The 23,449-nt window shown below is 69.0% G+C and carries 25 protein-coding genes; 7 read left to right on the top strand and 18 right to left on the bottom strand.

The window, feature by feature from the left end:
* Positions 1 to 10 precede the first annotated feature (10 nt).
* The 5 genes from U2P90_RS18650 to U2P90_RS18630 all read right to left on the bottom strand — a co-directional run bounded on the left by U2P90_RS18650 (position 11) and on the right by U2P90_RS18630 (position 4,400).
* Positions 11 to 679 carry a DUF1345 domain-containing protein gene (locus U2P90_RS18650; RefSeq protein WP_322474866.1) on the bottom strand — a complete coding sequence of 223 codons (669 nt, stop codon included), beginning with the start codon at positions 677 to 679 and terminating at the stop codon, positions 11 to 13.
* Between the two features lie 202 nt (positions 680 to 881).
* Entirely contained in the window at positions 882 to 1,136 is a 255-nt protein-coding gene (locus U2P90_RS18645; protein ID WP_295814129.1) for a hypothetical protein, read from the bottom strand.
* On the bottom strand, positions 1,133 to 1,855 hold the full coding sequence (locus U2P90_RS18640; protein ID WP_322474865.1) for a transporter: 723 nt from the start codon (positions 1,853 to 1,855) through the stop codon (positions 1,133 to 1,135). The genes U2P90_RS18645 and U2P90_RS18640 overlap by 4 nt, the downstream gene beginning before the upstream one ends.
* Entirely contained in the window at positions 1,852 to 2,130 is a 279-nt protein-coding gene (locus U2P90_RS18635; RefSeq protein ID WP_295814134.1) for a glutaredoxin family protein, read from the bottom strand. Before U2P90_RS18635 ends, U2P90_RS18640 begins: the two co-directional genes overlap by 4 nt.
* A 2-nt stretch (positions 2,131 to 2,132) precedes the next feature.
* Positions 2,133 to 4,400 carry a heavy metal translocating P-type ATPase gene (locus tag U2P90_RS18630; RefSeq protein ID WP_322474864.1) on the bottom strand — a complete coding sequence of 756 codons (2,268 nt, stop codon included), beginning with the start codon at positions 4,398 to 4,400 and terminating at the stop codon, positions 2,133 to 2,135.
* 128 nt (positions 4,401 to 4,528) lie between these two features.
* On the opposite strand from U2P90_RS18630, the gene U2P90_RS18625 reads away from it, so the two are divergent.
* Positions 4,529 to 4,768 carry a DUF2171 domain-containing protein gene (locus U2P90_RS18625; RefSeq protein WP_380101732.1) on the top strand — a complete coding sequence of 80 codons (240 nt, stop codon included), beginning with the start codon at positions 4,529 to 4,531 and terminating at the stop codon, positions 4,766 to 4,768.
* Positions 4,769 to 5,150: 382 nt separating this feature from the next.
* On the opposite strand, the gene U2P90_RS18620 is transcribed toward U2P90_RS18625, so the two are convergent.
* Positions 5,151 to 6,437: a penicillin-binding protein 2 gene (locus U2P90_RS18620; protein WP_322474863.1), complete on the bottom strand. Its 1,287-nt coding sequence runs from the start codon at positions 6,435 to 6,437 to the stop codon at positions 5,151 to 5,153.
* A gap of 98 nt (positions 6,438 to 6,535) precedes the next feature.
* The gene (locus U2P90_RS18615; RefSeq protein ID WP_322474862.1) at positions 6,536 to 6,745 is read right to left on the bottom strand and encodes a hypothetical protein; all 210 of its coding nucleotides are present in this window, start codon (positions 6,743 to 6,745) and stop codon (positions 6,536 to 6,538) included.
* Between the two features lie 91 nt (positions 6,746 to 6,836).
* Between U2P90_RS18615 and lnt the strand changes: the two genes are divergently transcribed.
* Positions 6,837 to 8,426 (top strand): apolipoprotein N-acyltransferase, encoded by a 1,590-nt coding sequence (gene lnt / locus U2P90_RS18610; protein ID WP_322474861.1) that lies wholly within the window; start codon positions 6,837 to 6,839, stop codon positions 8,424 to 8,426.
* Between the two features lie 174 nt (positions 8,427 to 8,600).
* On the opposite strand, the gene U2P90_RS18605 is transcribed toward lnt, so the two are convergent.
* The 6 genes from U2P90_RS18605 to U2P90_RS18580 form a co-directional block, all read right to left on the bottom strand.
* Complete coding sequence (locus U2P90_RS18605) at positions 8,601 to 9,983, bottom strand: DUF3800 domain-containing protein (RefSeq protein ID WP_322474860.1); 1,383 nt, start codon at positions 9,981 to 9,983, stop codon at positions 8,601 to 8,603.
* On the bottom strand, positions 9,962 to 10,369 hold the full coding sequence (locus U2P90_RS18600; protein WP_322474859.1) for a hypothetical protein: 408 nt from the start codon (positions 10,367 to 10,369) through the stop codon (positions 9,962 to 9,964). The genes U2P90_RS18605 and U2P90_RS18600 overlap by 22 nt, the downstream gene beginning before the upstream one ends.
* A gap of 130 nt (positions 10,370 to 10,499) precedes the next feature.
* Positions 10,500 to 11,579 carry a sensor histidine kinase gene (locus U2P90_RS18595; protein WP_322474858.1) on the bottom strand — a complete coding sequence of 360 codons (1,080 nt, stop codon included), beginning with the start codon at positions 11,577 to 11,579 and terminating at the stop codon, positions 10,500 to 10,502.
* A 6-nt stretch (positions 11,580 to 11,585) separates the two neighbouring features.
* Positions 11,586 to 12,251, bottom strand: coding sequence for a response regulator transcription factor (locus U2P90_RS18590; RefSeq protein ID WP_322474857.1), 666 nt, complete (start codon positions 12,249 to 12,251; stop codon positions 11,586 to 11,588).
* 37 nt (positions 12,252 to 12,288) lie between these two features.
* A complete protein-coding gene (locus tag U2P90_RS18585) occupies positions 12,289 to 12,792 on the bottom strand; it encodes a DUF3105 domain-containing protein (protein ID WP_322474856.1) in 504 nt (167 codons plus the stop codon).
* A complete protein-coding gene (locus U2P90_RS18580; protein WP_322474855.1) occupies positions 12,789 to 13,769 on the bottom strand; it encodes a prolipoprotein diacylglyceryl transferase in 981 nt (326 codons plus the stop codon). Before U2P90_RS18580 ends, U2P90_RS18585 begins: the two co-directional genes overlap by 4 nt.
* Positions 13,770 to 13,993: 224 nt before the next feature.
* Between U2P90_RS18580 and U2P90_RS18575 the strand changes: the two genes are divergently transcribed.
* Positions 13,994 to 14,623: a DUF305 domain-containing protein gene (locus tag U2P90_RS18575; protein ID WP_322474854.1), complete on the top strand. Its 630-nt coding sequence runs from the start codon at positions 13,994 to 13,996 to the stop codon at positions 14,621 to 14,623.
* 136 nt (positions 14,624 to 14,759) lie between these two features.
* Positions 14,760 to 15,524 carry a LysM peptidoglycan-binding domain-containing M23 family metallopeptidase gene (locus U2P90_RS18570; RefSeq protein WP_322474853.1) on the top strand — a complete coding sequence of 255 codons (765 nt, stop codon included), beginning with the start codon at positions 14,760 to 14,762 and terminating at the stop codon, positions 15,522 to 15,524.
* Positions 15,525 to 15,565: 41 nt separating this feature from the next.
* On the opposite strand, the gene U2P90_RS18565 is transcribed toward U2P90_RS18570, so the two are convergent.
* On the bottom strand, positions 15,566 to 15,988 hold the full coding sequence (locus U2P90_RS18565; RefSeq protein ID WP_322474852.1) for a hypothetical protein: 423 nt from the start codon (positions 15,986 to 15,988) through the stop codon (positions 15,566 to 15,568).
* A 48-nt stretch (positions 15,989 to 16,036) separates the two neighbouring features.
* Complete coding sequence (locus tag U2P90_RS18560; protein WP_322474851.1) at positions 16,037 to 18,535, bottom strand: heavy metal translocating P-type ATPase; 2,499 nt, start codon at positions 18,533 to 18,535, stop codon at positions 16,037 to 16,039.
* A 150-nt stretch (positions 18,536 to 18,685) separates the two neighbouring features.
* On the opposite strand from U2P90_RS18560, the gene U2P90_RS18555 reads away from it, so the two are divergent.
* Both U2P90_RS18555 and U2P90_RS18550 read left to right on the top strand, forming a co-directional pair.
* Entirely contained in the window at positions 18,686 to 18,889 is a 204-nt protein-coding gene (locus U2P90_RS18555; protein ID WP_322474850.1) for a CopZ family metallochaperone, read from the top strand.
* A 1-nt stretch (position 18,890) separates the two neighbouring features.
* The gene (locus tag U2P90_RS18550; protein WP_322474849.1) at positions 18,891 to 19,199 is read left to right on the top strand and encodes a metal-sensitive transcriptional regulator; all 309 of its coding nucleotides are present in this window, start codon (positions 18,891 to 18,893) and stop codon (positions 19,197 to 19,199) included.
* 151 nt (positions 19,200 to 19,350) lie between these two features.
* On the opposite strand, the gene U2P90_RS18545 is transcribed toward U2P90_RS18550, so the two are convergent.
* The 3 genes from U2P90_RS18545 to U2P90_RS18535 all read right to left on the bottom strand — a co-directional run bounded on the left by U2P90_RS18545 (position 19,351) and on the right by U2P90_RS18535 (position 21,902).
* Positions 19,351 to 19,920, bottom strand: coding sequence for a WD40/YVTN/BNR-like repeat-containing protein (locus U2P90_RS18545; protein ID WP_322474848.1), 570 nt, complete (start codon positions 19,918 to 19,920; stop codon positions 19,351 to 19,353).
* Positions 19,921 to 20,141: 221 nt separating this feature from the next.
* On the bottom strand, positions 20,142 to 21,002 hold the full coding sequence (locus U2P90_RS18540; RefSeq protein WP_322474847.1) for a C39 family peptidase: 861 nt from the start codon (positions 21,000 to 21,002) through the stop codon (positions 20,142 to 20,144).
* Positions 21,003 to 21,479: 477 nt separating this feature from the next.
* The gene (locus U2P90_RS18535) at positions 21,480 to 21,902 is read right to left on the bottom strand and encodes a four-helix bundle copper-binding protein (RefSeq protein WP_322474846.1); all 423 of its coding nucleotides are present in this window, start codon (positions 21,900 to 21,902) and stop codon (positions 21,480 to 21,482) included.
* A gap of 272 nt (positions 21,903 to 22,174) precedes the next feature.
* Between U2P90_RS18535 and U2P90_RS18530 the strand changes: the two genes are divergently transcribed.
* Positions 22,175 to 23,440 (top strand): type II restriction endonuclease, encoded by a 1,266-nt coding sequence (locus U2P90_RS18530; protein ID WP_322474845.1) that lies wholly within the window; start codon positions 22,175 to 22,177, stop codon positions 23,438 to 23,440.
* Positions 23,441 to 23,449 lie beyond the last annotated feature (9 nt).

Raw genomic sequence — 23,449 nt, 5'->3', positions numbered from 1 at the left:
CCGGCGCTGCTCATTTCAAGAGCCCCGCGACCATATTGATCGAGAACGCGACGATCACGGTGCCGAACACGAAAGCGAGCAGGGCGTGCTTGATGATCTCGAAACGCAGGGCCGCGCGGCTGACGGGCGTGTCCGACACCTGGTAGGTCATTCCCACCGTGTAGGCCAGGTAGAAGAAGTCGCGGTAGGCCGGCTCTACGTCCTGATTGAAGTCCACCCCGCCCTGGCGGCCCGCGTAGTACAGGTGGGCGTAATGCAGGGTGTAGACGGTGTGAAGAGTGTTCCATGACAGCGCGACCGCCAGCAGGCTGCCCACCGTCAGGACGACCTCCAGCGTGCCGCCGAGCTGTCCGGCCTCGGCCAGTCCCCGGCCGACCCCGACCAGGCTCATGCTGCTCGCCACCAGCAGCAGCCCCCGGGCGCTGGCGCGGGCAGGATCTTCACGGGTGGCCAGCTGCTGGGTTTCGGCCGCGTCCGCGCCCACCAGCATCCACCAGGTGGGAAGTAAAAAGACCAGGGCAGCGGCGTCCCAGGCCAGCAACACCTGCAAGAACCACGGCCAGGCGTCGGGCAGCAGCAGGTAGACCCCCAGTCCGGCTCCGCCCATGGACAGCAGACGCGTCCGCGCGCTGGCGCCGCGACTGGCCAGCCGGGAGGCGAATCGGGAGACCTCCCTCATGTCAGGCTACCGGCCCGGTGGTGTACCCACCAACCGGCGGCGTGGCCTGCCCAGGTGCGGCGGCGGCTGTCCTGGGCCAGCCACCGGCAGGTCTGCAGAGCCATTGACTGACCCAAACCGTCGGTCTTCCGCCGGAGGAAACTCGCCAGCGCCGGGCGTGAGCAGGCCGAGTGCCGGTCAGGGTCCCAGGGAACGCGCCGACTCACCACACCGCCCGCCATTCCGCCGACAGAATCCCCAGCGCGAGGCCCAGCCCCACGCTGAGGCCCACCACGTCCCACCACTGCGGCGCCCAGCGCCACCGCCAGACGTGGGCGACCAGCAGTCCCAGACCCAGGGCGCCGTACACCGGCGCGAGCACGAGGTGCTGGTGATTGAAGGCCAGCACCGCGACGGCGAGGTCGACCAGCCCACTGGTGGGCACCAGGAACGCCGCCTGCCGTCGCCGTCCCCTCACGACGCCAGTTCCAGCAAGTACAGCGCCACGAAGCCCGCGAAAAACGAGGCGGTGATCAGCGGGGTTTCCCTGACCTCGTGCGCCTCGGTCAGCAGTTCCTCGGTGACCAGGAACAGCAGCGCGGCCGCGCCGAAGGACAGCACGATCTCCAGCGCCAGCCCGGAGAGCCCCTGAAGCAGCAGGCCGCCGATCAGGGCGCCGACGATCACCAGCAGGCTCAGACCGCTCACGGTGCCGATGGTGCGGCCTCTGGAGCGGCCCGACTGCCTCAGGCTGGCCGCCACCGAGACGCCCAGGAACAGCAGTTCCAGCGTCAGGGCGACCACCAGCAGGGTACCCACCCGCGCGCCCGCCGCGAAGCCCACGCCGATCAGCAGGCCGTCGATCAGCACGTCGATGCCAACCACCGTGATCAGGCCGGTGGTGCCTCTGGGCGTGCTCGCTGACCCTTCCAGCCGCTCCGCCCACTGCCGGATGATCAGCATCAGACCGACGCCGAGGGCGAAGCCGATCACCACGCCGAGCGGCTGATGGCCCCGCGTGATCTCGGGCAGCAGCTCGCCGGCCACGGCCGCAAAGACCACCCCCGCCGCGAAGTGCTGCACGAGACTGCGCAGCGTCGCGCTGGGGGTGCGGACACTGGCGAGTGTGCCGCCTAGAATCGTGGCCACCACCGGGATAAGTGTCAGCGACAGGATTTGAAGCAGGGGGGAGCTCAAAGGGACGGGGAACCGGCCGCAAGGGCCGCCAGAATGCGGGGACGTTGCTCGTCGAAGGGGCCATAGAAGGCCTGATCACCGATGACCGTGACCGGGGCGATCCGCACGTCCGCGCGCCGCTGCATCTCTGCCAGCGCCTGCGGGTCACCCCGCACGTTCTTCTCGGTGAAAAGTGCGCCGTTGTGAGTCAACAGCCGCTTGATGGCCTCGCAGTCGGCGCAGCCCGGCACGGTGTAGAGGATGATGGGCAGGGGAATGTCACCTTCAGCGGGCACGTTCAGGCTCCGCTACGAGCCAAGGTGGGCGCTGTGCCTCCTGGCGTGGACAGGCCTCTGCCGCCCTTCCAGCGCAGCAGCCGCAGGGCGTTGGCCGTGACGATGGCCGTGGCGCCGGTATCGGCCAGGATCGCCATCCAGAGGTTCGTGTAGCCCAGCAAGGTGGTGACCAGGAAGATGGCCTTGAGACCCAGCGCGAAGGCGATGTTCCACTTGATGTTGACCATAGTGTCGCGCGAGAGTTGCACCAGCTCGGCCACGCCCATCACCCGCTCGCGCAGCAGGGCGGCGTCCGCAGTCTCCAGCGCGACGTCGGTGCCGCCGCCCATGGCGATGCCCACGTCCGACTGCGCCAGCGCGGGCGCGTCGTTGATGCCGTCGCCGACCATCGCCACGCCGCCCTGGGTCTTCAGCTCCGCGATGGTCTTCAGCTTGTCTTCCGGCAGCAGCTCGGCCTGCACCTCGACCCCCAGGTCACGGCCGATGGCCTGCCCGGTGCGGGCATTGTCGCCGGTCAGCATCACGGTGTTCACGCCCAGATCACGCAGTCGCGCAAGGGCAGCTTTGGCATCCGGTCGGGGCTCGTCGCGGATGGCGATCACGGCCAGCGGAGTCATCCTGTCCAGCAGCACGACGGTCGTGCGGCCCTGCTCCTCGAAGGCGGCGATCTGTCGGCCGAGGTCGGGGCTCAGGGTCGTCAGCGTGGCCGCGTGACGAGGCGAGCTGACGCTGAGCGCCCGGCCCTCGACGGTGGCGGTGACCGCCTTGCCGGGAATGGCCTGGGCATCCGTTGCCGGGGGAACCGTGACTTTGTCCTGCGTGGCCGCGTCGGTGATGGCCCTCGCCAGCGGATGGCTGCTGCCCGATTCCACGGCGGCAGCAAGGCGGAGCGCCTCGTTCCGCTCGATCCCCACCCCGACCACATCCGTCACGCGCGGCTTGCCTGCGGTCAACGTGCCCGTCTTGTCGAAGGCGATGGTCTTGACCGACCCGATGGCCTCCAGGGCGGCGCCCCCCTTGATCAGCAGGCCACGCCGGGTGCCGGCACTGATGCCGCTGGTGATCGCGGCGGGCACGGAGAGCACCAGCGCGCAGGGACAGCCGATCAGCAGCAGCGCGATGCCCTTGTAGAGCCAGGGGTACCACTCGGCGCCCAGGAAAATCGGTGGGACGAGGGCCACCAGGGCCGAGACCGCCACCACGCCCGGCGTGTAGGAGCGGCTGAAGCGGTCGATGAAGCGCGCCGTGGGGGCCTTAGAGCCCTCGGCCTCCTCGACCATGTGGATGATGCGGGCGATGGTGTTGTCGCTGGCCGCCTTGTCCACCCGCAGGGTGAGCACGCCATCGGTGTTGATACTCCCGGCGTAGACGCTGTCGCCGACGGTTTTCACGACCGGTACGCTCTCACCGGTCACGGGGGAGTCGTCGAGGTTGGAGGTTCCCGTCAGAATGGTGCCGTCCGCCGGCACACGGGCGCCGGGATTGACCTGCACGCTCTGCCCCACCGCGAGGGCGTCGGCGGGCACCTCACGGGTTTGCCCGTTGTCCACCAGCAGGGCGGTTTTGGGGGTCAACGCGGCCAGGGCCTGGATGCCCGCGCGCGCCCGCCCGGCGGCGATCCCCTCCAGCAGTTCGCCCACGGCAAAGAAGAACACCACCACGGCGCCCTCGGCCGCCTGGCCGATCAGGATCGCGCCAAGGGCGGCGACACTGACCAGCATGTTGATGCTGAACGGGTCGCCCAAGCGGGCGCTGGCCACGGCTTTCTTCGCCAGCGGCCACACGCCGATCAAGGTCGCGGCGATAAATCCATAGGTCGCAAACTGGGGTTCTACCGAACTCAGCAGCCAGGCCACCGCCAGCAGGACGCCCGAGGTCACCACCAGTTTGCCCTGACCGGTGGTGTACCAGGGTTGGCCCGGTTTCAGGGCTTCATGGGCATGCCCGTGGTCGGCGTGATCATGCCCGCTATGATCGCGACCCGCGTGGGACTCGGGAACCGCTGGCGCGCTGGCATCAGCCAGGACGGACGGCTCATAGCCCAGAGCCTTGAGATTTTTTTCCAGGGTACTCCGCCCCGTGATGGCCTCGTCCAGCTGGAGTTCCAGGGTCTGTTTGTTGAAGCTGGTTTTCACGCCGCTGGCACCTGGGAGCATCCCGATCATGCGTTCGACGTTCTGCACACAACTTGCGCAATCCATCCCGTCTACGAAATAGGTCAGGCGGGTTGATGGGGAGGCGTCGTCTGGCGCAAGGGGCGAGGCGGTCATCCTGCAAGTATACCTGAGTTACCACTCATATGTAAGTCTGCTCAGATATGAAGGTTACTTGCCCTGTGGCTCATCAGGCTGCTGGGAAGCCGCGACTAGGCTGACGGCTCAGGAGGCACCCTATGAATATGCAGTCCCACATCCAGCCCGGCATGCCCGTCACCTGCGCCGATGGCCAGCATCACGGCCAGGTCGACAGCGTCGACGGTGACTATCTGAAACTCACCAACGACGACTCCGGTCAGGCCCACTGGCTGCCCGTCAGCGCGGTCGATCACGTTGACGAGCACGTTCATCTGAAGCTGAGCCACGAGCAGGTGCATCAGCAGTGGCTCAGCGAGGATCCCCACCCCGCCCACCGGCAGTAGCTTTCAGTCGTCAGCAGTCGGGGCCCATGCAGGTGCATGGGCCCCGACCGCTGACGCCCCACCTTCCAGATCCAGCGGATTGCGGTGGCACACCGCCTGGCCGGGAGCGCCCGACCCACCTGGCGCACGCCGCCGTCATCCGACGGCGCGAAGCGGAACCCGCGAGCGGCGTACAGGGTGCCCACGAGCAGGAATCACTGCCTGGTTGAGGAAGAGTGTGACCCCTTACAGGGAGGCACGGCGCCCGTTGGCCTGGCTAAGCATCTGCTGCTCAGAGCGTGGGCACGCAGGCCCATCAAGGGGCACGCAATGGCATGGCCATCCACCGATTCTGGGCGTTGAGCTGATGAGACCCGCAACTCGCTTCGGGGTCGGCAGTGGCTCAAGGTTCGCTGCGCACCCCTTCAGGGACGTCCGCGCCCTCTGGCGCCAGCGCGTAGAGCGAGAACAGCACCCCGGAGATGTCACGGAAGATGGGCGCCGCCAGCTGCGAGCCCTGGAACTCACGCTGGGCGCCGCGCACCATCACCGCCACGGTGAAGCGCGGCCGGGCAGCGGGGAGGAAGCCGGCGAAGGTCGAGGAGAAGACGTCCGGGCTGTAGCGTCCACCCACCACCACCTGGGCGGTGCCGGTCTTGCCGCCCACGTGGTAACCGGGCAGCGCCGCCTTGGTGCGGATGCCCTCGTCGATCACTCCGTGTAGCACCTCGCGCATCTGGGCGGCGGTGGCCGGGCGCAGCACTGGCCGCGTCTGTAGTGGGGCCGCAGCGAGCACCCGGGGCGTGACGTAGCGCCCGTCGGTGGCGAGCACGTTGAACGCGGCCACAAGCTGCAGCGTGGTGACGGTCAGGCCCTGCCCAAAGGCCATGGTGGCCTGTGAGAGTTCGCTCCAGTCGGCGGCGTCCCGCAGCACGCCGTCGCCAGCCGGCACACCAATGCGCGGCGGCTGCCCCAGACCATAGTTTGCCAAGGCACGCCGCAACAGCTCGGCCGGTACACCGTCGACCAGCCGGGTCATGCCCACATTGCTGGAGTAGCGCAGGATCTCCCGGGTAGTTAGAGTGTCCGGGTGCAGCACCAGGTCGCCGATGGTTGCGCCCGCCACTTGGCGGCGCATAGGTGTGTCATACCGCGTCTCCGGGGTAGTCAGTCCGGCGTCGAGCAGGGCGGCCACGATCAAGGCCTTGAGGACGCTGCCTGGCTCGTACTCATCAAGCGCTGCCCGGTTGCGCCAGCGCTCTGGGGGCGCCGTGCGCCAGGCCGCCGGATCGTAGCCCGGCACCGACGCCAGCGCGCGGAGCTCGCCCGTATGCGTGTCGAGCACAGCAGCGGTCGCGTACTGCGCCGAGGTGCGGCGCACCGCCTCGGCCAGGATGTCTTCGACCGCCCCCTGCACGCGCGTGTCCAGGGTCAAGGTGACGTCCTCTCCCCGCTGCAATGGGCCGTCCAGGGCCCGCTCTGCGCCCTCCAGGCCGCCTGAGACCCCCACGAAGCCCAGTACGGGCGCCGCCAGACCGTCCTGCGGTGTACGCCGGCGCTCCAGCGGCCCCCCCGCCAGGATCCGGCCATCTGCGCTCCACAGCGTGCCGCGGCCCGGGGGAGGCGTGTCTTTCGGGGCAGGTGCGGCCAGACCCAGCCTGAAAAACGCCCCCCCAAGCCCCAGGAACACGGGCAGAGCCAGGCCGGCGATAATCCGTGAGCGCCGGATCAGTCGGGCGTCTGGGCGCCGGGAACGCGCCAGGCGGTTCGGAGGTTCGCCCGGGCCCATCATCGCCCGGCCGGGGTGGCGGGCGCCGACATGCCGGGCATCACGGGCATGGCCGGATCCATGGGGGCGGCGCCGGGGCGCTCGGCCAGCGAGCTGACCAGCCAGACGCCGCCGCCCCCGACGGCCAGGGCGAGCAGAATCCCGGGCCAGATGCTGGATTGGCGGCGGCGGGGTGGCGCCCGCCGGGGATCGGGTGGAGGCGAGGTCATGCGCCGAGGGTAGCCACGCCGTGTTGGCACCGTGTAAAGGTGTCCCCGACCCTTAACGCCACCTGAACAGCCCCGCCGTAGCGTGCGGCGCGTGACGACCCCGACCACCTTCCGGGCCTGGCGAACCCGCCTGACGCCTGCGCCCTGGCCGGCGGCGCTGGGAGACGCGCTGTGGGGGGCGCTGCTGGGCGTGCTGTTCGCACTCCCCCCGCTGGCCGCGCTCGCTCCGCTGCCGCTGGCCGCCCTGCACCGCCGCCTGGCCCACAGCGCTGGCGGCCCGCAGGCGTTCCGGAGCGCCTTCTGGTTCGCCCTGGGCTTTTTCACTGTCCACCTGGCCTGGCTGCCGCGCAGCATGGCGGACGTGCTGGGGCCGCTGGGTGGCGTCCTGACCGTGCTGGTGCTGCCCGCCGCCGCCCTGTGCTGGGCCGCGCCGCTGGCGCTGACCCGCGTGGTCTTCGGCCCGCGCACCCTGCTGGCGCTGCCCCTGGCCTGGGTCGGGCTCGAGGCGCTGCGTACCCTCGGCCCGCTGGCCTTTCCGTGGGGCTTCCCCGGCTCCGCCCTGATCCCGACGCCGCTGGCCCAGCTCGCCAGCCTCGGGGGGGCGCCCCTGCTGACGCTGCTGGTGACCGGGACGGCCAGCGTCCTGGCCGGGCTGGGCGGGTACCGCGCCCCGGCGCTGCTGGGCACCCTCGCGGTCTGGAGCGCGGGCCTGGGCTGGGGCCTGTGGATCACGCCGGGGACGGTGCCCACCCCCCGGACAGCGCTGCTCATGCAGGGCGGCATCGATCCCCGGCGCAAGGCCCAGGGGCGCACGCAAGAGGAGTTGCAGGTCTATCTCGGCCTGACGCAGGGGGCGCTGCGGCAGGGGCCGGCCGACCTGGTGGTCTGGCCCGAGACGGCCAGCCCCCTGCCCCCATCGGATCCTGCGGTCTTGCCGGCCCTGCAACGGCTGCGCATCCCCCTGGTGGTCGGCGCGCCGGGGGACGTGCCGGGTCAGGCCCGCAACAGCGCCTACGGGGTGGACGGCGCGGTCACCGGGCGGCAGGACAAGCGCGTGTTGGTGCCCTTCGGGGAGCGTCTGCCCTTCGCCAGCGTGCTGGGCGGCCTGTACGCGCCGGTGCTGGGAGGCCTGGGGATGAGCGGCTACACCACTGTCACCCCTGGGAGCGCCCTGAACGTACTGCCGCTGCGGAGTCTGCGCGCTGGAGTCAGCATCTGCTACGAGTCAGTGTTCGCCCGGCTCAGCCGTCAGGCGGTGCGGGCCGGCGCCACCGTGCTGGTGGTGATCTCCAACGACGCTTGGTTCGGCCGCGGAGCCGGGGCCGAGCAGCACTTCCAGCTCGGCCGCCTGCGCGCCATCGAGACCCGGCGCTTTCTGCTGCGCGCGGGGAACGACGGGGTCAGCGCGGTGATTGATCCCTGGGGCCGGGTGGGATTCCGGGCCCCCCGCGGCGAGCGCGGGGCGTACCGGGCCGCCTTCGATGTCCGGGAGGGGCAGACCCTATACACGCGGTACGGCGACTGGGTGGTGTGGGGCAGTGCGCTGGCCCTTCTCCTCCTCCTATCGGCACTCACCCGGGCGCCGTGGCGGGCCCGACCAGATCCCATCCTTCCCATGCCCCCGTCACGGCGTCCTGCAGAGCGCTCTTCAGATCTCATGGTGCGCCTGGTCAGTGGGTGAGAGGCAGACCTGGGTGGGCAGGCGCTGCCCACCCAGGTCTGCTTCCGGAACACGAACCGTGTTCCCGGGCGGCATCTGCCCCACGACTCTGCCCATGGGATATACTCAGGTCAGACGGGGGCCGCACTGCAAGAGTGCGGTTCCCGTACACCCGTGGGGCCTGACGGTGCCGCTTTAACCTGACTCTGGAAACCACTCCTGCACCTGAGCCCCATCGATATCGTGCGCCAAGCGGTTGCGCAGCTCCCTGAGCGCCGATGGGTTGACCTCGGTGTGGCCATACTGCGCCAGGGCCAGTTCCACTGTGAGGGCCCACTCGGCGCGCTGGTCGGCGGGCGCACCGGAGGAAAGCAGGCTGGGAAACACGTAGGTGCGCCACCAGTCGCCGATATCCGGCGGAACCTGACGCATCCTGACTCCGTGAAGATAGCGGCCGGCCACGTAGCACAGCACGTCTGCGAGGCCGAGCAGGGGCTCATGCCGGGTATTGGTGAAGGTGGGTGGAGACATCCGTGTGAGATGGCCCTGGCCGTGCAGCGCCTGATACAGCCCCAGATTCTCGAAGCCCCGACTATCATGGTCGTCGTCCCACACCACGGCAACTGAACGTTCCTGCTGGATTGCGATCCACTCCAGACGGTGCAGGAGTGGAGGAATCAGCTGAAGGTAGGGGTTGCCCAGGGTGCGCGCCAGCCGCCGGGCGGCCGCCTCGCTCCGGGTAAACAGGCGAACGGTATCGATCAAGTCGGCGGGCATAGCCCGGGCGTCAAGCAGCGTCCAGAGACACAGAAACTTGACGTCGTGGGTCACAGCCAGGTCGAGAGCCTGGCGAAGCCAGTCCCGGTTGCGCCGCCAGTAGTCCGGCGTCTCGGGCCGCAACGGGCGGTAGTACCCCTGACTCTGATAGAGGCCGGAAGCCCACACATCCGGCAGGCCGTCGCCGCGCTCGCGCAGGAACCGGGAGCGGGTCGACGGTTCGGCGAGCAGGGTGTCACGGATCTCCGCCCGCAGCGCATCCCAGGCTGAGCGCAGGCTCCGCTCGCGCTCCATATCGACCAGCGCCGCGCCCAGTAAAAAATGAGGCTCGCGCCGGTAGGCGTCCACAAAAGCCCGGGAGCGGGTGGAGACGGGGGGGTCGACCGGCACCAGAGCGCCGTTGTTCCACACCCCCGCCCGGGTCAACAGGCGGTAGATGAAGGCGTGTGGCAACTCGAAGGCGCCGGCCGTCTCGCCCCGCACCTCCAGCTGCTCCGAACCGCTCAGCGGCAGAGTCGTGGCCAGGCTCTGCACGAAGGGATCGTCGTCTGCCAGGAGTTGGACGCGGCTGAGCAGCAGCGGTGCTTCCGGAAGGCCCATCAGCGTCTGCTGAACCTGCCGGTAGGCTTCCAGAGGCCCGAACTGCTGAACCCACGGCGTGGCCAGGATCAGGCGCCAGATGCCCGTTTCCGTTTCGTAGAGCCAGAGGGCCGCCTGTACCGGGAATAGAGCACGGTCGAGAAGCCGCAGCAGCTTTGCGCCGGCCACCCGCTGCTCGTTTACCAGCGTTGCTGAATCCATGGCAGCACCCCACTTCCTCCATCCGTAACTGCCACATGCAGATCCCTGGCCTGCGCCGCGCTCCAGGCTTTGTAGCGGCTGTGTTCGTTCCAGTCCTTGGCTACGGCCCAGTACAGCCCGAACTGCGCGTCCGTGCCGCTGTGACGGAGGAGGTCATTCCACAGCTGGGCCAGCTTAAGGAGCTCTTCTAGGTCGTGTGTGTGCATCTTGTCGATCAGCCGACGATCCGGCACCGTGAAAGCGGGAATGGTCTTGACGATGCATACCTTGATCGCGCATTCCAGGGCGTAGCCCAGCAGGTAGTAACTCCCTGAATGTTCTCCGGCGTTCAGCAGCGCTTGCGCCTCCCGAACCCGCATCTGCGTGAGCACCCTCAGATCCTCCACCCTTCGCTCCTTTCTCCCGGCACCATCGAGATTACCGTAGCGGACAGGATCCGCACCCTAACCTGACCCGGATCAGCGTCCGTGTATCAGGCAGGGTCGCTCACATCCCTGGCTCTCGACGCCGCGAACCTCAGGGAATTGTGAGCGTCCAGGTGAAGGTGCTGCCCCGTCCCGGCGCCGAGCGCACCTCCAGGTCTCCCCCCATGGCGCGGGCCAGGCCCCGGGCGATGGTCAGGCCGACCCCGCTGCCCTCGCCCCGCGTGCGGGCCGCGTCGGCGCGGAAGAAGCGCTCGAAGACCCGCTCCAGGTGCTCGGGGGCGATGCCGGCGCCGTTGTCGGTCACCGCCAGCGAGAGTTCCTCTCCGTCCCTTACCGTCACCTGCACCCGGCCACCCGGCGGGGTGTGGCGCAGGGCGTTGCGCAGCAGGTTGGCCAGGATCTGGTGGGCCCGCTCGGGGTCGAGACGCGCGGTCTGGGACGAGGGGGGATCGGCCACTTCCAGGATCACACCGCGTTCCTCGTAGGCCAGCGCAAAGCGTTCCTGCACCTGTAAGAGCAGTTCACTCAGGGACACGTCGGTCATCTTCAGCTCGACCCGCCCCGCCTCCACGCGGCTGACCAGGCTCAGGTCATTGACCAGCCGCTCCATGCCCGCGACCTCGCGCGCCACCGCGCTCAGGGCCTGCCCGGCTGGCAGGATGCCGTCCTGGGCCGCCTCCACGTAGCCGCGCACGGCGCTGACCGGGGTGCGCAGTTCGTGGGCGACGTTGCCGATCAGCTCGACGCGTGTCTGCTCGACCCGGCCCAGAGTGCCTGCCATGACATTGAAACTGTGCGCCAGTTCGGCGAACTCGGTGAGCCCCGCTTCCGGCAGCCTCCGGTCGTACTCCCCGCGCGCCAGGGCGCGGCTGCCCGATTGCAGGCTGCGCACCGAGGCGGTGACGCGCCGTGCCGCCACCCAGGCCGTCAGGGCGGCCACCAGCAGCGCCAGCGGCAGCGCCGTGAGCAGCGCCCAGGTCAGGGTGCCGCGCATGCCGAGGTACAGATCCGGGCGCAGCCGCGCGCCCTGCGGGCCGATCAACCCCACCATCTGATCGACGTGGTGGGCGATGAAGGGGTGGGCGGCCACCTCGGCGGCGATCAGGAACACGCTGGCCATCACCGCGACGACCGCGAGGTGGTTGATCAGCAGGCGGGGAAAGAGTCGCATCGTGGATCAGTCCTCCCGGAACCGATACCCCAGGCCGCGCACCGTCTCGATGAAGGTGGGCGACTCGGCGTCGTCCCCCAGTTTGCGGCGGATCGAGGTGATATGCACGTCCACCACCCGCGTCACGCTGGGATAGTCCGGCCCCCAGACGCGTTCCATCAGCCGCTCGCGCGACCAGACCAGCCCCGGATGCTGGGCCAGGGTGGCCAGCAGGTCGAACTCGGTGCGGGACAGGGCCAGCGGCTGCCCGCGCAGGGTCGCGGCGCGGCTGGTCAGGCTCAGCGAGAGCGCCCCGACCTCGATCCCCTCACCGACCCCGGCCCGGCGCAGCAGGGCGCGCACGCGCGCCACCACCTCGCGTGGGCTAAAGGGCTTGACCACGTAGTCATCCGCCCCGGCGTTTAGGCCGCGCAGGCGGTCTTCCTCCTCGCTGCGGGCGGTCAGCAGCAGGATGGGAAGCTGGGGATGGTCGCGCCGGGCGTAGGCGGTGAGTTCCACGCCGCTCATGCCCGGCAGCATCCAGTCGATCACCGCCACATCGGCGCGGGCCAGCAGGGGCAGCGCAGCGAGCCCGTCGCTCTCGGTCTCGACCCGGTGTCCGTCGGCGAGCAGGTAGGCCTGTAGCACCTCCAGGATCGCCGGGTCGTCGTCGACGATCAGGACGGTCGCCATGTGACCTCCCGAACCGATGCGGGCTGGGCGCGGGCGGTCACATCGTCCCCGCGTAGCCGCCTGCGCAGGGCGCGCCGGGTTCCGGGGATCGCGAACTCCGCTCATAGCGTTTCAGGAACGCCCCGATGCGGGCATCCCCGGTGCCTGGCATCTCGAGCCGGGCGCCCCAGGCGGTCAACACCACCGGCGCGGCCTGTTGTCCCACGGGGGAAACCAGCACGTGCGTGCGGCCCTCGGCCAGCCGCTCCAGGGCGCGCACCTGAATCTCGCTCAGCGACGCCTGGTAGGTGATCCACACCGCGCCGTGCTCCAGACTGTGGACGGCGTATTCGGGATACAGGGCCGAAGCGTACACCCCGCAGGTCTGCCAGGTCGGGTTGTGCGGCCCGCCCGCCGGCGGGGTCTGCTCGTACTGCACCTGCCCTTCCCGGTGGTCGCCAGATGGGAAGGTAAAGGTCTGCACGTCGTTGAGCGGCCCGGACGAGCACGCGGCCAGCAGCAGGGGGAGGGCCATCCACCGGCGACTCAGGGCAGACTTCATAACTTCTCCAGACGTGGTTTGGAGACTGCCTTGGCCGCCGAACCGTCGGGTATCAGGAATTCACCACTGACGGCGTGGTCGTCAGGCCGGTTTCGCAGTCTCAGCAGCATCACCACACTGACCACGATCAGCACCACGCTGATGACGTGCGTCTCGGTGAACAGCCCGATCCCCGGCGCGTTCAGGCCCTGGTTCAGATAGGTCTTGGGCAGCAGCGGGTTCAGGCGGAAGGTCTCCTCCCAGCCGGCGCGCAGGACGCTGTACCACAGCCAGAACTGCCAGAAGGCCCAGCCGGACTTGCGCGAGCGCAGCCAGTAGTAGGCGGCGACCGAGAGGATGATGCCGATGATCACCCCGTACAGCTGCGTGAAATGCACCGGCGCGGTCATGACCTGCACTCCGCCGATGGTCTGGCAGTACTGCGACAGATCCATGTCCGGGTTGGCCGCCCGCACGCAGGCGCCGTCGTGGAAGGCGCGGGCGGAGTCGGGCCAGCGGAAGCCGATGGGCCAACCCGTCACGCGGCCCACGGTGTCGGTGCCGTTCATGATGTTGCCGATGCGCCCGCCGATAATCCCGAAGGCCACGCCGGGCACGGCCAGGTCGGCGTAGCGGTAGAAGTCGAAGCGGTACTTGCGGGCGTAGTACACCAGCACCAGAATCCCACCGATCAGGCCGCCGTGGATGGAGATGCCGCCGGCCCGCAGGTTCACGACATCCAGCAGGATGCGCGGGAAGGGCGTGCCCGCGAACTGGTTCCAGGAGGTCAGCACGAATACCAGCCGCGCGCCCACCAGGCCCCAGACGATCATCCACAGGATGATGTCGTTGAAGAGGTCGACATTCAGCCCGCGTTGCCGGGCCAGCCGGGTACCGACCCAGACGCCGGCCACGATGCCCAGGGTGATGAGCACCCCATACCAAGCGATGGTAAAGCCGCCGATGTTCAGAAAGACTGGGTTCGTAACGACCTCCACGGTGCAGGCGTACAGCCACCCGACGTGGACGTGACGCTACTAGGATTGTGTAAACCTCGTGTAAAGGCAGTAGGGGCGTGGCGACGGAGTCAGGGCCACAGTTTGGCTGGAGTCGGACGGCACCGGCCACCCCAACGCTTCCCCGACCCCTCATGTCCGCTTGAGCAGACCTTGAAATCCGCCCGCTTAACAGGAATTTTACACCGCCGCTCTAGGTTCAGGACATGAAACGAACTGCACTTCTTCTGGTTGGATCGGCCGCCCTCGTGAGCGGCATTGCACTCGCACAGGGCGCCATGGGTGGGATGGATCACTCCAAGATGGGCATGACGCCAGCCGCCATGCCGATGGGACAGGGCACGATGCCGATGAGCGGCATGTCCATGGATATGAGCGGCCTGCAGAAGCTCAACGGCAAGGCCTTCGACCGCGCCTTCCTGAGCATGATGATCCCGCACCACCAGACGGCCATCGACATGGCCCGCGCCGTGCTGCCGGTGAGCAAGGACGCCACAGTCAAGAAGTGGGCAAATCTGATCATCCAGGATCAGGCGAAGGAGATCAATACGATGACCAAGCTGCTGCCGGCGTTCGGCGGCAATGACGCGGCCATGGCCACCATGATGAAGAGCAGCATGGCGGGCATGGCGAACGCGGTGAAGACCTCAAAGACGCCGGATCAGGCTTTCGTCCAGGGCATGCTGCCCCACCACTCGTCGGCCTTGGACATGGCGCAGCTGGCGCTGGAGAAGAGCAGCGACGCCCGCGTGCTTAAGCTGGCCCGTGACATCGTGACGGCGCAGGCCGGGGAGATGTACGACTTCCGCCTGTGGCTGACCAAGCGCGGCGCCTAACCCGGTGCCTCGCAGCGCGCCCCTTCCTTGGGGTGCGCTTTTTCGTGTGGCATGGGAGAACGGAAGCAGGAAGCTGCCCGGCCTCACCAGGATTTAACACGACCTTTACACGGCTGCGGCAAGCTACGTGTCATTCATGCGACCCACTGTGTTTCTGACGCTGGCCCTGCTCTGGATCAGCCCGGCCACTGCCGTCACCATCACCGTCCAGCGGGGTGATACCCTCACCCGCCTGGCCGTCCGTCACGGCACCACCGTCAGCGCACTGATTCAGGCCAATCCCCAGCTGGAGCGGGGCACCCTCCTGGCGGGCATGTCATTGACACTGCCGCAGGCCGGTTCCGCCCAGACCTGGACAGTGGAACCCGGTGACACCCTGTACAACATTGCGCGGCGCCAGTCGACGACCATCGGCGCCCTGATCGCGGCCAATCCCGGCCTGGACGCCCGGCGCGCCCTGAAGGTCGGGCAGCGGCTGATCCTTCCAGTGAGGTCAGCACCAGCCAGTGCCCGGAGCACCCCGGCGGTTCGCACGGCGTCCATCCGGGTGGGCGCGCTGCCCGTGCAGGGCCGCCTGACCACCCCCTTCCGGACAGGTCACGAGGGCATCGATCTCGCCGCGCCCACCGGCACGCCCATCCGCGCGGCGCGGGCCGGGGTGGTCAGCGAGTCCCGCTTCGACGCCCGCACGGGCTGGGGCTGGACAGTGGTCGTGGATCACGGGGACGGGTTCAAGACCCGCTACAGCCACAACAGCGCCAATCTGGTGCTGAAGGGCGCCCGTGTGGACGCCGGTCGGGTGATCGCCCGGGTGGGCAGCACCGGCAACAGCACCGGGCCCCATCTGGACTTCCGGCTGACCTTTCAGGGCACCGCTATCAATCCACTGAGTCTGGACTGAGGGGCGGATCGAGGGATAAGGGTGGCCCGGATCACTCAGCCTCAGGCCTGTCCTGCCTCCGGCGCCAGCGCCCCGGCGAGGCGCACGAGCAGTTCCTCGGCGCGCTCGTAGCCGGGGCGCAGGTACACCATGCCGAAGGTCGTCCAGTCCTGCACGGCCGCCACCTCCTGATCCGTGTCAGGGAGCTTCAGGTGCGGGTAGACGCCGTACTCGACGTAACAGCCGAACTCGGCGGCCACGGCCTCCAGGGCGCGGGTGTTCGCCTCCGTCCAGGTCAGTACGAAGGGCAGGGCGAAGCACGGCTTGCCGCAACTGCCGCCCAGACCGACCAATGGAAAGCCGGCGACGGCCTGTGGCGTCTGGCGCAGCTGGGTGCGCGTCAGAAAGGCGAGGCGATCACGCGCCACGTCGCGGCTGGGGAGTTTCTGTGCGGCGATCCAGGGGCCGACGGTGAGTTTGGTCATGGAATCTCCTGAAGAGGGAAAGGCGGCTTGGGGCAGGTCAGGTGCCGTTCAGGCGTGGGCGACCGTGGGCTGGGCCTGGACAGACTCCAGGCGCACTGGCGCCCGGAAGGAGCGCAGCCGCAGGGCGTTGCTCAGCACGAAGACACTGGACAAGCCCATCGCGGCCGCCGCCAACACCGGGCTCAGGAGCCAGCCGAGCGCCGGGTACAGCACGCCGGCCGCCACCGGGATCAGCACGATGTTGTAGGCGAAGGCCCAGAACAGGTTGAGCTTGATGTTCCGAAGCGTGGCGCGGCTCAGGGCCACCGCGTTCGGCACGCCGCGCAGGTCGCCCGCCATGAGGATCACGTCGGCGGTCTCGACAGCCACGTCCGTGCCGGTGCCGATGGCGATACCGACGTCCGCCTGGGCCAGCGCCGGCGCGTCGTTGATGCCGTCGCCCACGAAGGCGACCGCGTGCCCCTGTGCCTGGAGGGCCTTCACGGCGTCGCTCTTGCCGCTGGGGAGCACCTCGGCCAAGACCTCGTCGATGCCGAGCTGCCGGGCAATGGCCTGCGCGGTGCGCGCATTGTCCCCGGTGATCATGGCGACCTTGAGCCCGTGGTGGTGCAGCGCCCTGACCGCCTCTAAGCTGCCCTCCTTGATGGGATCAGCCACCGCGATGATGGCGGCGAGCTGGCCATCAATGGCCGCGTACAGCGGGCTCTTGCCCTCGTCCCCGAGGCGCGCGGCCTGGGCGGCACAGTCATCCACGTTCAACCCGAGCCGGGTCATGTAGCGGTCGGCACCGACCTGCACCAGGCGGCCCTGAACCTGGGCCTCCAGCCCGTAGCCGGGCACCGCCCCAAAGCGCTCGGTCGGCAGGGGGGCCATGCCCTCACGTTGCGCGGCGTCCACGATGGCGCGGGCGATCGGGTGCTCGCTCTGGGCCTCGGCGGCGGCCACCAGGGCCAGCACCTCGTCTCGCCCGAAGAACCCGGTGGTTACCAGGTCGGTCAGTTCGGGCCTACCCTTGGTCAGGGTGCCGGTCTTGTCCAGGGCCACGACGCCCGCGCCCTGCAGGCCCTCGAGCGCCGTGCCCGAGCGGAACAGCACGCCGAGTTCAGCCGCCTTGCCGGTGCCCACCATGACCGAGGTCGGCGTGGCGAGGCCCATCGCGCAGGGGCAGGCGATGATCAGCACCGCGACCGTGTTCACGAGGGCGAAGCTCAGCGCCTGCGGCCCGCCGAACACCAGCCAGATCAGGAAGGTCAGCGCGGCGATGCCCAGCACCACCGGCACGAACACGGCGACCACCCGGTCTGCGAGTCCCTGAATGGGCGGCTTGGAGCCCTGGGCGGTCTCGACGAGCTTGATGATCTGAGAGAGGGCCATGTCGGCCCCGATCCGGGTCGCCCTGAACTGAAACGCGCCGGTCTGGTTGATGGTGCCGCCGACGACGGCCGCGCCGGCCTGCTTAGCGACGGGAATCGGCTCGCCGGTGATCATGCTTTCATCCACGAAGGAGTGCCCACCAGTGACCTCGCCGTCCACCGGCACCTTCTCGCCGGGGCGCACCGAGATCAGGTCGCCGATCAGCACCTCGTCGGCGGGCACTTCAAGTTCCTGGCCACCTCGCAGCACCCGCGCCGTCTTCGCCTGAAGACTCAGCAGCTTCTTCATGGCCTCGCTGGAGCGGCCCTTGGCAATGGCCTCGAAATACTTGCCCAGCAGGATCAGCGTGATGACGACCGCGCTGGCCTCGTAGTACACATGCGCCGTGCCCGCCGGGAAGACCCCGGGAGCCAGCGTGACCAGCAGGCTGTATGAAAACGCCGCGCTGGTGCCGATCATGACCAGCGAGTTCATGTCGGGGCTGCGGTGCTTCAGGCTGGCCCAGCCCAGTCGGTAGAAGCGCCGGCCGGGGCCGAACTGCACGGGCGCGGCCAGCAGCAGCATGAGCCAGTTCATGGCTGACGGGCTGACGTACCCTGTCAGCCACATGTGGGCCGGCATCCACAGCATGGGCACCATCGCCAGCAGCAGCAGGGGCGCGGCGAAGACGGCGCTCAGGAGGACGGCCGATTTCAGCGAGCGCACCTCCTGCTCACGGGCCGCCCGTTCCTGGTCGCTGCGATCCTGGCCCCCCCCGGTCTCCAGTACCGTGTACCCGGCGTTCACGACGGCCGTCCGCAGCTGCCCCGGGCTGACGCTGCCGGGCAGGTAGCGCACGCTGGCCCGCTCGGTGGCGAGGTTCACCGAGGCGTCCAGCACGCCGTCCACCTTCTTCAGCGCGCGCTCGACCCGGCCCACACAGTTCGCGCAGGTCATGCCCTGCACGCCCAGCTCGAGCTCGCCCACCAGCGGCTCGTAGCCCACGTCCCTGACCTTGTCCAGCAGCGCCTGTGGCGTCGTCTGGGCCGGGTCATAGGTCACGGTGGCGCGCTCGGTCGCCAGGTTCACGACCGCCCCCTCGACGCCCGGCACCTTGGTCAGGCCGCGTTCGACCCGGCCTACACAACTGGCGCAGGTCATTCCCTGCACGCCCAGTTCGATGATTGTCTCCATGTTGCCTCCGACCCCCCTGGGGGGGATATGAGACAAGCCTACCTTGAAGCGGAGGGATGGGCAAGTGCAGGATGGAACAGACTGTGTTGAGTCCTGATGACGGGCAGTCCTTCCCTTTGATTCCTCCCCCGGAGGGTCTATACTGGGGACATGACGACTGAACTGACGGTTTCCGGAATGACGTGTGGCCACTGTGAGAAGGCGGTCGAGGGTGCCCTGAAGGCTGTGCCCGGCGTCCAGAGCGTGCGGGTAGATCTTCAGGACGGCACGGCCACCGTGCAGGGCGAGGCCGATCCCCAGGCGCTGATGGCAGCCGTGACCGAAGAGGGCTACGGCGCCCAGCTTCGCGGCTGAGATGACGGCCGAGCCGACTCCCGCCTACGCTCCGGGGCACCTGTGCATGCCCGAGGATGCCCGCAAGCGCGCCGCCCGCCGACTGAAGATCGCCCGTGGGCACCTCGACAGCATCGTGACCATGCTGGACGACCCGGACGCCTACTGCGTGGACGTGCTGCGGCAGCTCAAGGCCGTTCAGGGCGCGCTGTCCGGGGCAGGCGAGGTCGTGCTGCGCGGCCACCTGGAGGCCCACGTCGCCACCGCGTCCACCCGGGGGGACAGCGTGGAGATTGTCGAGGAGCTGATGGAGGCCCTCAAGTACACCTGAGCACGGCCAGTGAAGGGTGCCATCGCACCCGAACTCTCACCTGAACGATGGTGCATCCATTCAGGGCTGCTGACCCGTCGGGTGCCAAGTGCGTCCATCGTCCAGGGAGCGGAAGACCCGCCCACCCAGATCAACGGCGTAGAGCCCCCATTCATCCCCGGGATCGGACGCCACCAGCCGCGCCAGAGAATCCCAGCCGCTCCCAGGTCGCCCCGATGTCGGTGGAGCGCCACAGCCCGCTCGGGCCGGCCAGGTAGACATCGCCGCTGACCGGATGCACCTCAAGGCCCGTGGCCGGGGGAGCTGCCCCGGCCGGTTGCCAGGTCGTGCCCCCGGCCGAGGTGATCAATCGGCTCCCCATCAGGGCGTACAGGCGGGGCACAACGCCTGGGCCGGCGGCCAGCGCGCTCGCGTCCGCCGTGTCCGGCGCCACGACCTGCCAGGCGCGGGCGCCCCTGCGGCTGTACAGACCGAGGCCCGCGACGCTGGCAAACCAGACGTCCGGCGCGTCCGGCACCACCGTGAAGCCGTGCAGGTCGGGACTGGCCAGATTGCCGAAGCCTACGTCCTGCCAGCTCGCGCCGCCGTCGCGGCTGGATTTCAGCACGCCGTGTCCGGCCATCATCACCAGCGGTGACACCGGGGACGCCGTGAGCGACATCACGTCGCCGGTGCCGTCGGGCGCACTCCAGGTGCGGCCGCCATCCGTGCTGATGGACACCCCTGCGTGCTACCCGTAGAGCAGCCGGCCACCGGGCAGCGCCCGCAGGGCATGAAAGTCGCCTCCCAGCCGGCCCACGCGGCCCGCCCCCTGCTGCTGAAGTCGCCAGCCGAGCGTGGTCACCGCCAGCGCCACTAGGCCGGTGGCTGCCAGCCAGGCGCGTCTGGCTCCAGGTGGCCCCCCATGCCCGCGCCGCTGGCCCGACCGTTCGGTGAAGCCCATCAGGGTTGGGGAGCCATGACATAGGCTATGCCGCCGGCGTGCCCCAGCCACAGCCGCTCGAATACGGCCCGGGGGTAGGTGCGCTTCACCCCCGCGTCGCCGGGCGCGGCCGGGTCGTTGACCTGGGGATTGCCCTGGGCGTCGAAGCCGGTCAGCACCAGCAGGTGGCCATTCGACCAGCTCAGCGGCGCGCCGGGCAGCTCGCCTGCTTTGAAGCGCAGGCTGAGGGCCAGAGGCAGGCCCCGCTGCACATAGGCCTCGGCGCCCCGCAGGCTGCTCAGGCGCGTGACGAACGCCTGCATTCCCTGGCTGGCGGCGTAGGCGGTGTTGAAGGGCCAGTTGCCGAACCCGTCGTAGGTCGGGTCGTAGGTCGCCCGGGCGGCGTCGGGCACGCGCACGGGTCTCTTCCAGAAGCCCAGGAGCATGGCCACGCTGGTCGGGCTGCACCACACCTCACCGCCGCCCGGGTAGATCATCTGCGACAGGGCGGGCACCGCGAGGGCCGTATTCCAGGTCGGCGGTGAACCGGCGCGCCCCTGATCCCGCCCCCGCAGCGCCGTGTCCGAGGTGTTGAAGGACAGCAGGCGGAGCTGGAGACCCGGGCCCAGCGTCACCCGCGCCTGGAAGGCCGAGGCGCGGAAGGGCAGCACCAGGGTATCGGTGTTGACCGTGCCGTCCGCGCGGCGAACTACGGGAGCGCTGCCCCGCACCCCGGACGCTCGCCAGGTGCCGAATCCCGCGTATGGTGTCCAGCGTCCATCGGCCCTACGCACCCGCACCTCAACGCTCAGCGGGCTTTCAGGGTCGCCCGTCACGTTCCAGCTGGGGATCAACTCGTCGAAGGGGGCGACCTCCACCACGCGGCTCTCCATTCGCCCCATTTGGACGTCTGGCAGGGCTTCCCAGCTCCTGGGAAGCCCTGCCCCCACCTGAGCCGCCTGAATTAGCGGTGCTGGCACGCCGAAACTAGTCTGCTGCGAATAGGGAGCGGCGCCGGCGTCGGAGGCCAGAAGAAAGGGCACGAGAGGGCGGGGGAACACCTGGATACGCTAAGGCGACTGTGTTGGGATTGTGTTCACATCTCCGCTGGGGTGAAGATGGCCGGGGGTTGCTCAAGCGCTCGACACAGCGCCCAGACGGCCACGCTCTGGCCACTAGGACAGGAGTAGGGTGGCCGGAAAGAGGCCCAGAGATGGGGGCGCAGCCATTTTCTGAAATCGTGCATGTCGTCGGCCCGGGCGGCCATGACGCGCTGAGCTTGGCGCAGCACGGGCTTTGGAACCGCTTCGTTGTTCCCTCTCCTGCCAACACGGCATCTAGCGTCAGGAGCAGTCACGTCATGCCTTCAGGCTCCCTAGTAGTGCCTGACAGGCCTGCTCGCATCGGCGGCAGCTCTCAGCGCACGCCGCGCAGTGCTGCATGTTCATGTCACGGGCGTGCCCCTCACACTCCACGGCGCAGGCCGAGCAGGCGGCCAAGCAGGCCTGCAACTGGGCACGCAGCACGCTCTGGTCGGGCAGGGTCAGGCGTGAAAGCACCCGGCCGGTGGCGGCGCAGATATCGGCGCAGTCCGCATTGAGCGTGATGCAGTGGACGAGGTGCGGCAGGTGTTCGCCCTCACCCAGACAGGCGTCGGCGCAGGCAGTGCAGACCTGGGCGCACTCGAAGCAGGCGTCGATGCATTCGGCCAGCGTGCCCTGATCGAACAGAGTGGTGGGGCGGGGGTGGGTCTGCAGCATTTGGACGGTGGTCTGCGGCATGGTCGGTCTCCTGGGAGTCGAGGGAGGCGGGCAGGACGGACGCCAGGGCGGGACATCAACGGTGAATCCCCTGCACTGTAGGAACGGCCGTGTTCAATCCGTGTAAAGGTTGCAGACCGCTCAAGAGGAGGTGAACATTCGGATCAGGCTCAGTGGCGGCGGGATGAAGCCGAGAGACGCTGCGGGCTGGGTCTGACGCCCCCAACGCGGCTGTGACAAGGGTGGGCGCAGGTGCGCCCGCTGGCCGCCGACCGCTGTGCTAGACCTCTGGGATGCAGACCCTTGAGACCTTGATCCGGCACTGGCGGGACGACCCCGGGGGCACTTACCACACCTGGTTCCTGTGGGCGGAGCGGCTCAAGAACTTCCGCTCGATCCGCCGGGGCCTTCAGACGGTGGTACAGGAGATCGGGGCCGGCACCTTCGGATCTCAGTACCGGGGCTCGTCGCTGGAGACCGTCGTGCACTCCATCGCCGAGCAGCGCCAGATGTTCAAAGGGGCCGATCATGCCTTCTTGTGGAAGCCCAAGCTGCGCATTCCCGACATCTACGAAAGTCCTGACAACCAGCTGGCCTTCGGACGCTTTCTCGACACCTGCGCCTGCTGCTCCGGCGGCGACGAGCTGATCCAGGCCATCCGCGACCTCGACCGCCGGAAGATCAAGGGCCTGGGCCCAGCTGCCGCCAACCTGCTGTACTTTCTGCACCCCACCCATATGCCACCCTTCAATACGGCCATCGTCAACGGGTACAACGCGCTCACCGGAGCCAGGGTGAAACTGGGCCGGTGGGAGGAGTACCTGGCCCTGCGGGAGGGCATGCTGCGGCTCACTGCCGCGCACCGGGGTCAGCTGTCCAATGACCTGGGGGCGGTGGCAGGGCTGCTCTTCGATCTGGGCCGTGGGCGGTACGCGCCCCCGCCGCGCGAGGAGGACAGCGCCGCCGTCGGGGTCTGGCAGGCAGACCTGGCACGCGTGCGCGAGGAGTCCGCCAGCGCGAGCCGGGCGCTCAGGGCGGCGCAGGAGGGGGATCACAGCCACACCCAGGTGCAGGGCTGGCTGCGCGATCTCGGCCGGGCCCTGGGGTACGAGGTGTGGATCGCGGCCAACGACCGCTCCAGGGCTTACGAGGGGGGCCGGCTGAGCGACGGCTGCCTGGAGACCCTGCCGCCCGGCATCGCGGGCACCCCCGGGGCGGACGCGGTACGCCTGATCGACGTGGTGTGGTTTGCAGGGGGCACCCTGGCCCCGGCCGCCGCCTTTGAGGTCGAACACACCACCTCGATCTACTCGGGCATCGTGCGGCTGCTCGACCTGGCGCTGGGTGCCCCCGAGCGGGCCGTCCAGGGCCTGTACCTGGTCGCCCCGGACGAACGGGAGGCCGACGTGCGGGGTCAGGTGCGCCGCCCAGCATTCCAGGCGGTGACCCACCTCAACATGCGCTACCTCCCCTACAGCGAGCTTGAGCGGCACCGGGAGGCCATGGGCCGCTTCGGCCAGGGTCTGCGCGCCGTGGAGGCCATTGCCCGGCGGCTGTGAGAATGGGCC

This window comes from Deinococcus sp. AB2017081 (assembly GCF_034440735.1).
GTDB classification, from domain to species: domain Bacteria; phylum Deinococcota; class Deinococci; order Deinococcales; family Deinococcaceae; genus Deinococcus; species Deinococcus rufus.
The sequence above is the reverse complement of the archived record's forward strand: the minus strand, read 5'-3'. Positions and strand labels throughout refer to the sequence as shown.

Excerpts from the sequence above, each read along its gene's own strand:
- U2P90_RS18650 (WP_322474866.1), bottom strand. The coding sequence starts at position 679 with ATGAGGGAGGTCTCCCGATTCGCCTCCCGGCTGGCCAGTCGCGGCGCC.
- U2P90_RS18630 (WP_322474864.1), bottom strand. The coding sequence starts at position 4,400 with ATGACCGCCTCGCCCCTTGCGCCAGACGACGCCTCCCCATCAACCCGC.
- U2P90_RS18625 (WP_380101732.1), top strand. The coding sequence starts at position 4,529 with ATGCAGTCCCACATCCAGCCCGGCATGCCCGTCACCTGCGCCGATGGC.
- U2P90_RS18615 (WP_322474862.1), bottom strand. The coding sequence starts at position 6,745 with ATGACCTCGCCTCCACCCGATCCCCGGCGGGCGCCACCCCGCCGCCGC.
- U2P90_RS18605 (WP_322474860.1), bottom strand. The coding sequence starts at position 9,983 with ATGGATTCAGCAACGCTGGTAAACGAGCAGCGGGTGGCCGGCGCAAAG.
- U2P90_RS18595 (WP_322474858.1), bottom strand. The coding sequence starts at position 11,579 with ATGCGACTCTTTCCCCGCCTGCTGATCAACCACCTCGCGGTCGTCGCG.
- U2P90_RS18590 (WP_322474857.1), bottom strand. The coding sequence starts at position 12,251 with ATGGCGACCGTCCTGATCGTCGACGACGACCCGGCGATCCTGGAGGTG.
- U2P90_RS18585 (WP_322474856.1), bottom strand. The coding sequence starts at position 12,792 with ATGAAGTCTGCCCTGAGTCGCCGGTGGATGGCCCTCCCCCTGCTGCTG.
- U2P90_RS18575 (WP_322474854.1), top strand. The coding sequence starts at position 13,994 with ATGAAACGAACTGCACTTCTTCTGGTTGGATCGGCCGCCCTCGTGAGC.
- U2P90_RS18570 (WP_322474853.1), top strand. The coding sequence starts at position 14,760 with ATGCGACCCACTGTGTTTCTGACGCTGGCCCTGCTCTGGATCAGCCCG.
- U2P90_RS18565 (WP_322474852.1), bottom strand. The coding sequence starts at position 15,988 with ATGACCAAACTCACCGTCGGCCCCTGGATCGCCGCACAGAAACTCCCC.
- U2P90_RS18560 (WP_322474851.1), bottom strand. The coding sequence starts at position 18,535 with ATGGAGACAATCATCGAACTGGGCGTGCAGGGAATGACCTGCGCCAGT.
- U2P90_RS18555 (WP_322474850.1), top strand. The coding sequence starts at position 18,686 with ATGACGACTGAACTGACGGTTTCCGGAATGACGTGTGGCCACTGTGAG.
- U2P90_RS18550 (WP_322474849.1), top strand. The coding sequence starts at position 18,891 with ATGACGGCCGAGCCGACTCCCGCCTACGCTCCGGGGCACCTGTGCATG.
- U2P90_RS18535 (WP_322474846.1), bottom strand. The coding sequence starts at position 21,902 with ATGCCGCAGACCACCGTCCAAATGCTGCAGACCCACCCCCGCCCCACC.
- U2P90_RS18530 (WP_322474845.1), top strand. The coding sequence starts at position 22,175 with ATGCAGACCCTTGAGACCTTGATCCGGCACTGGCGGGACGACCCCGGG.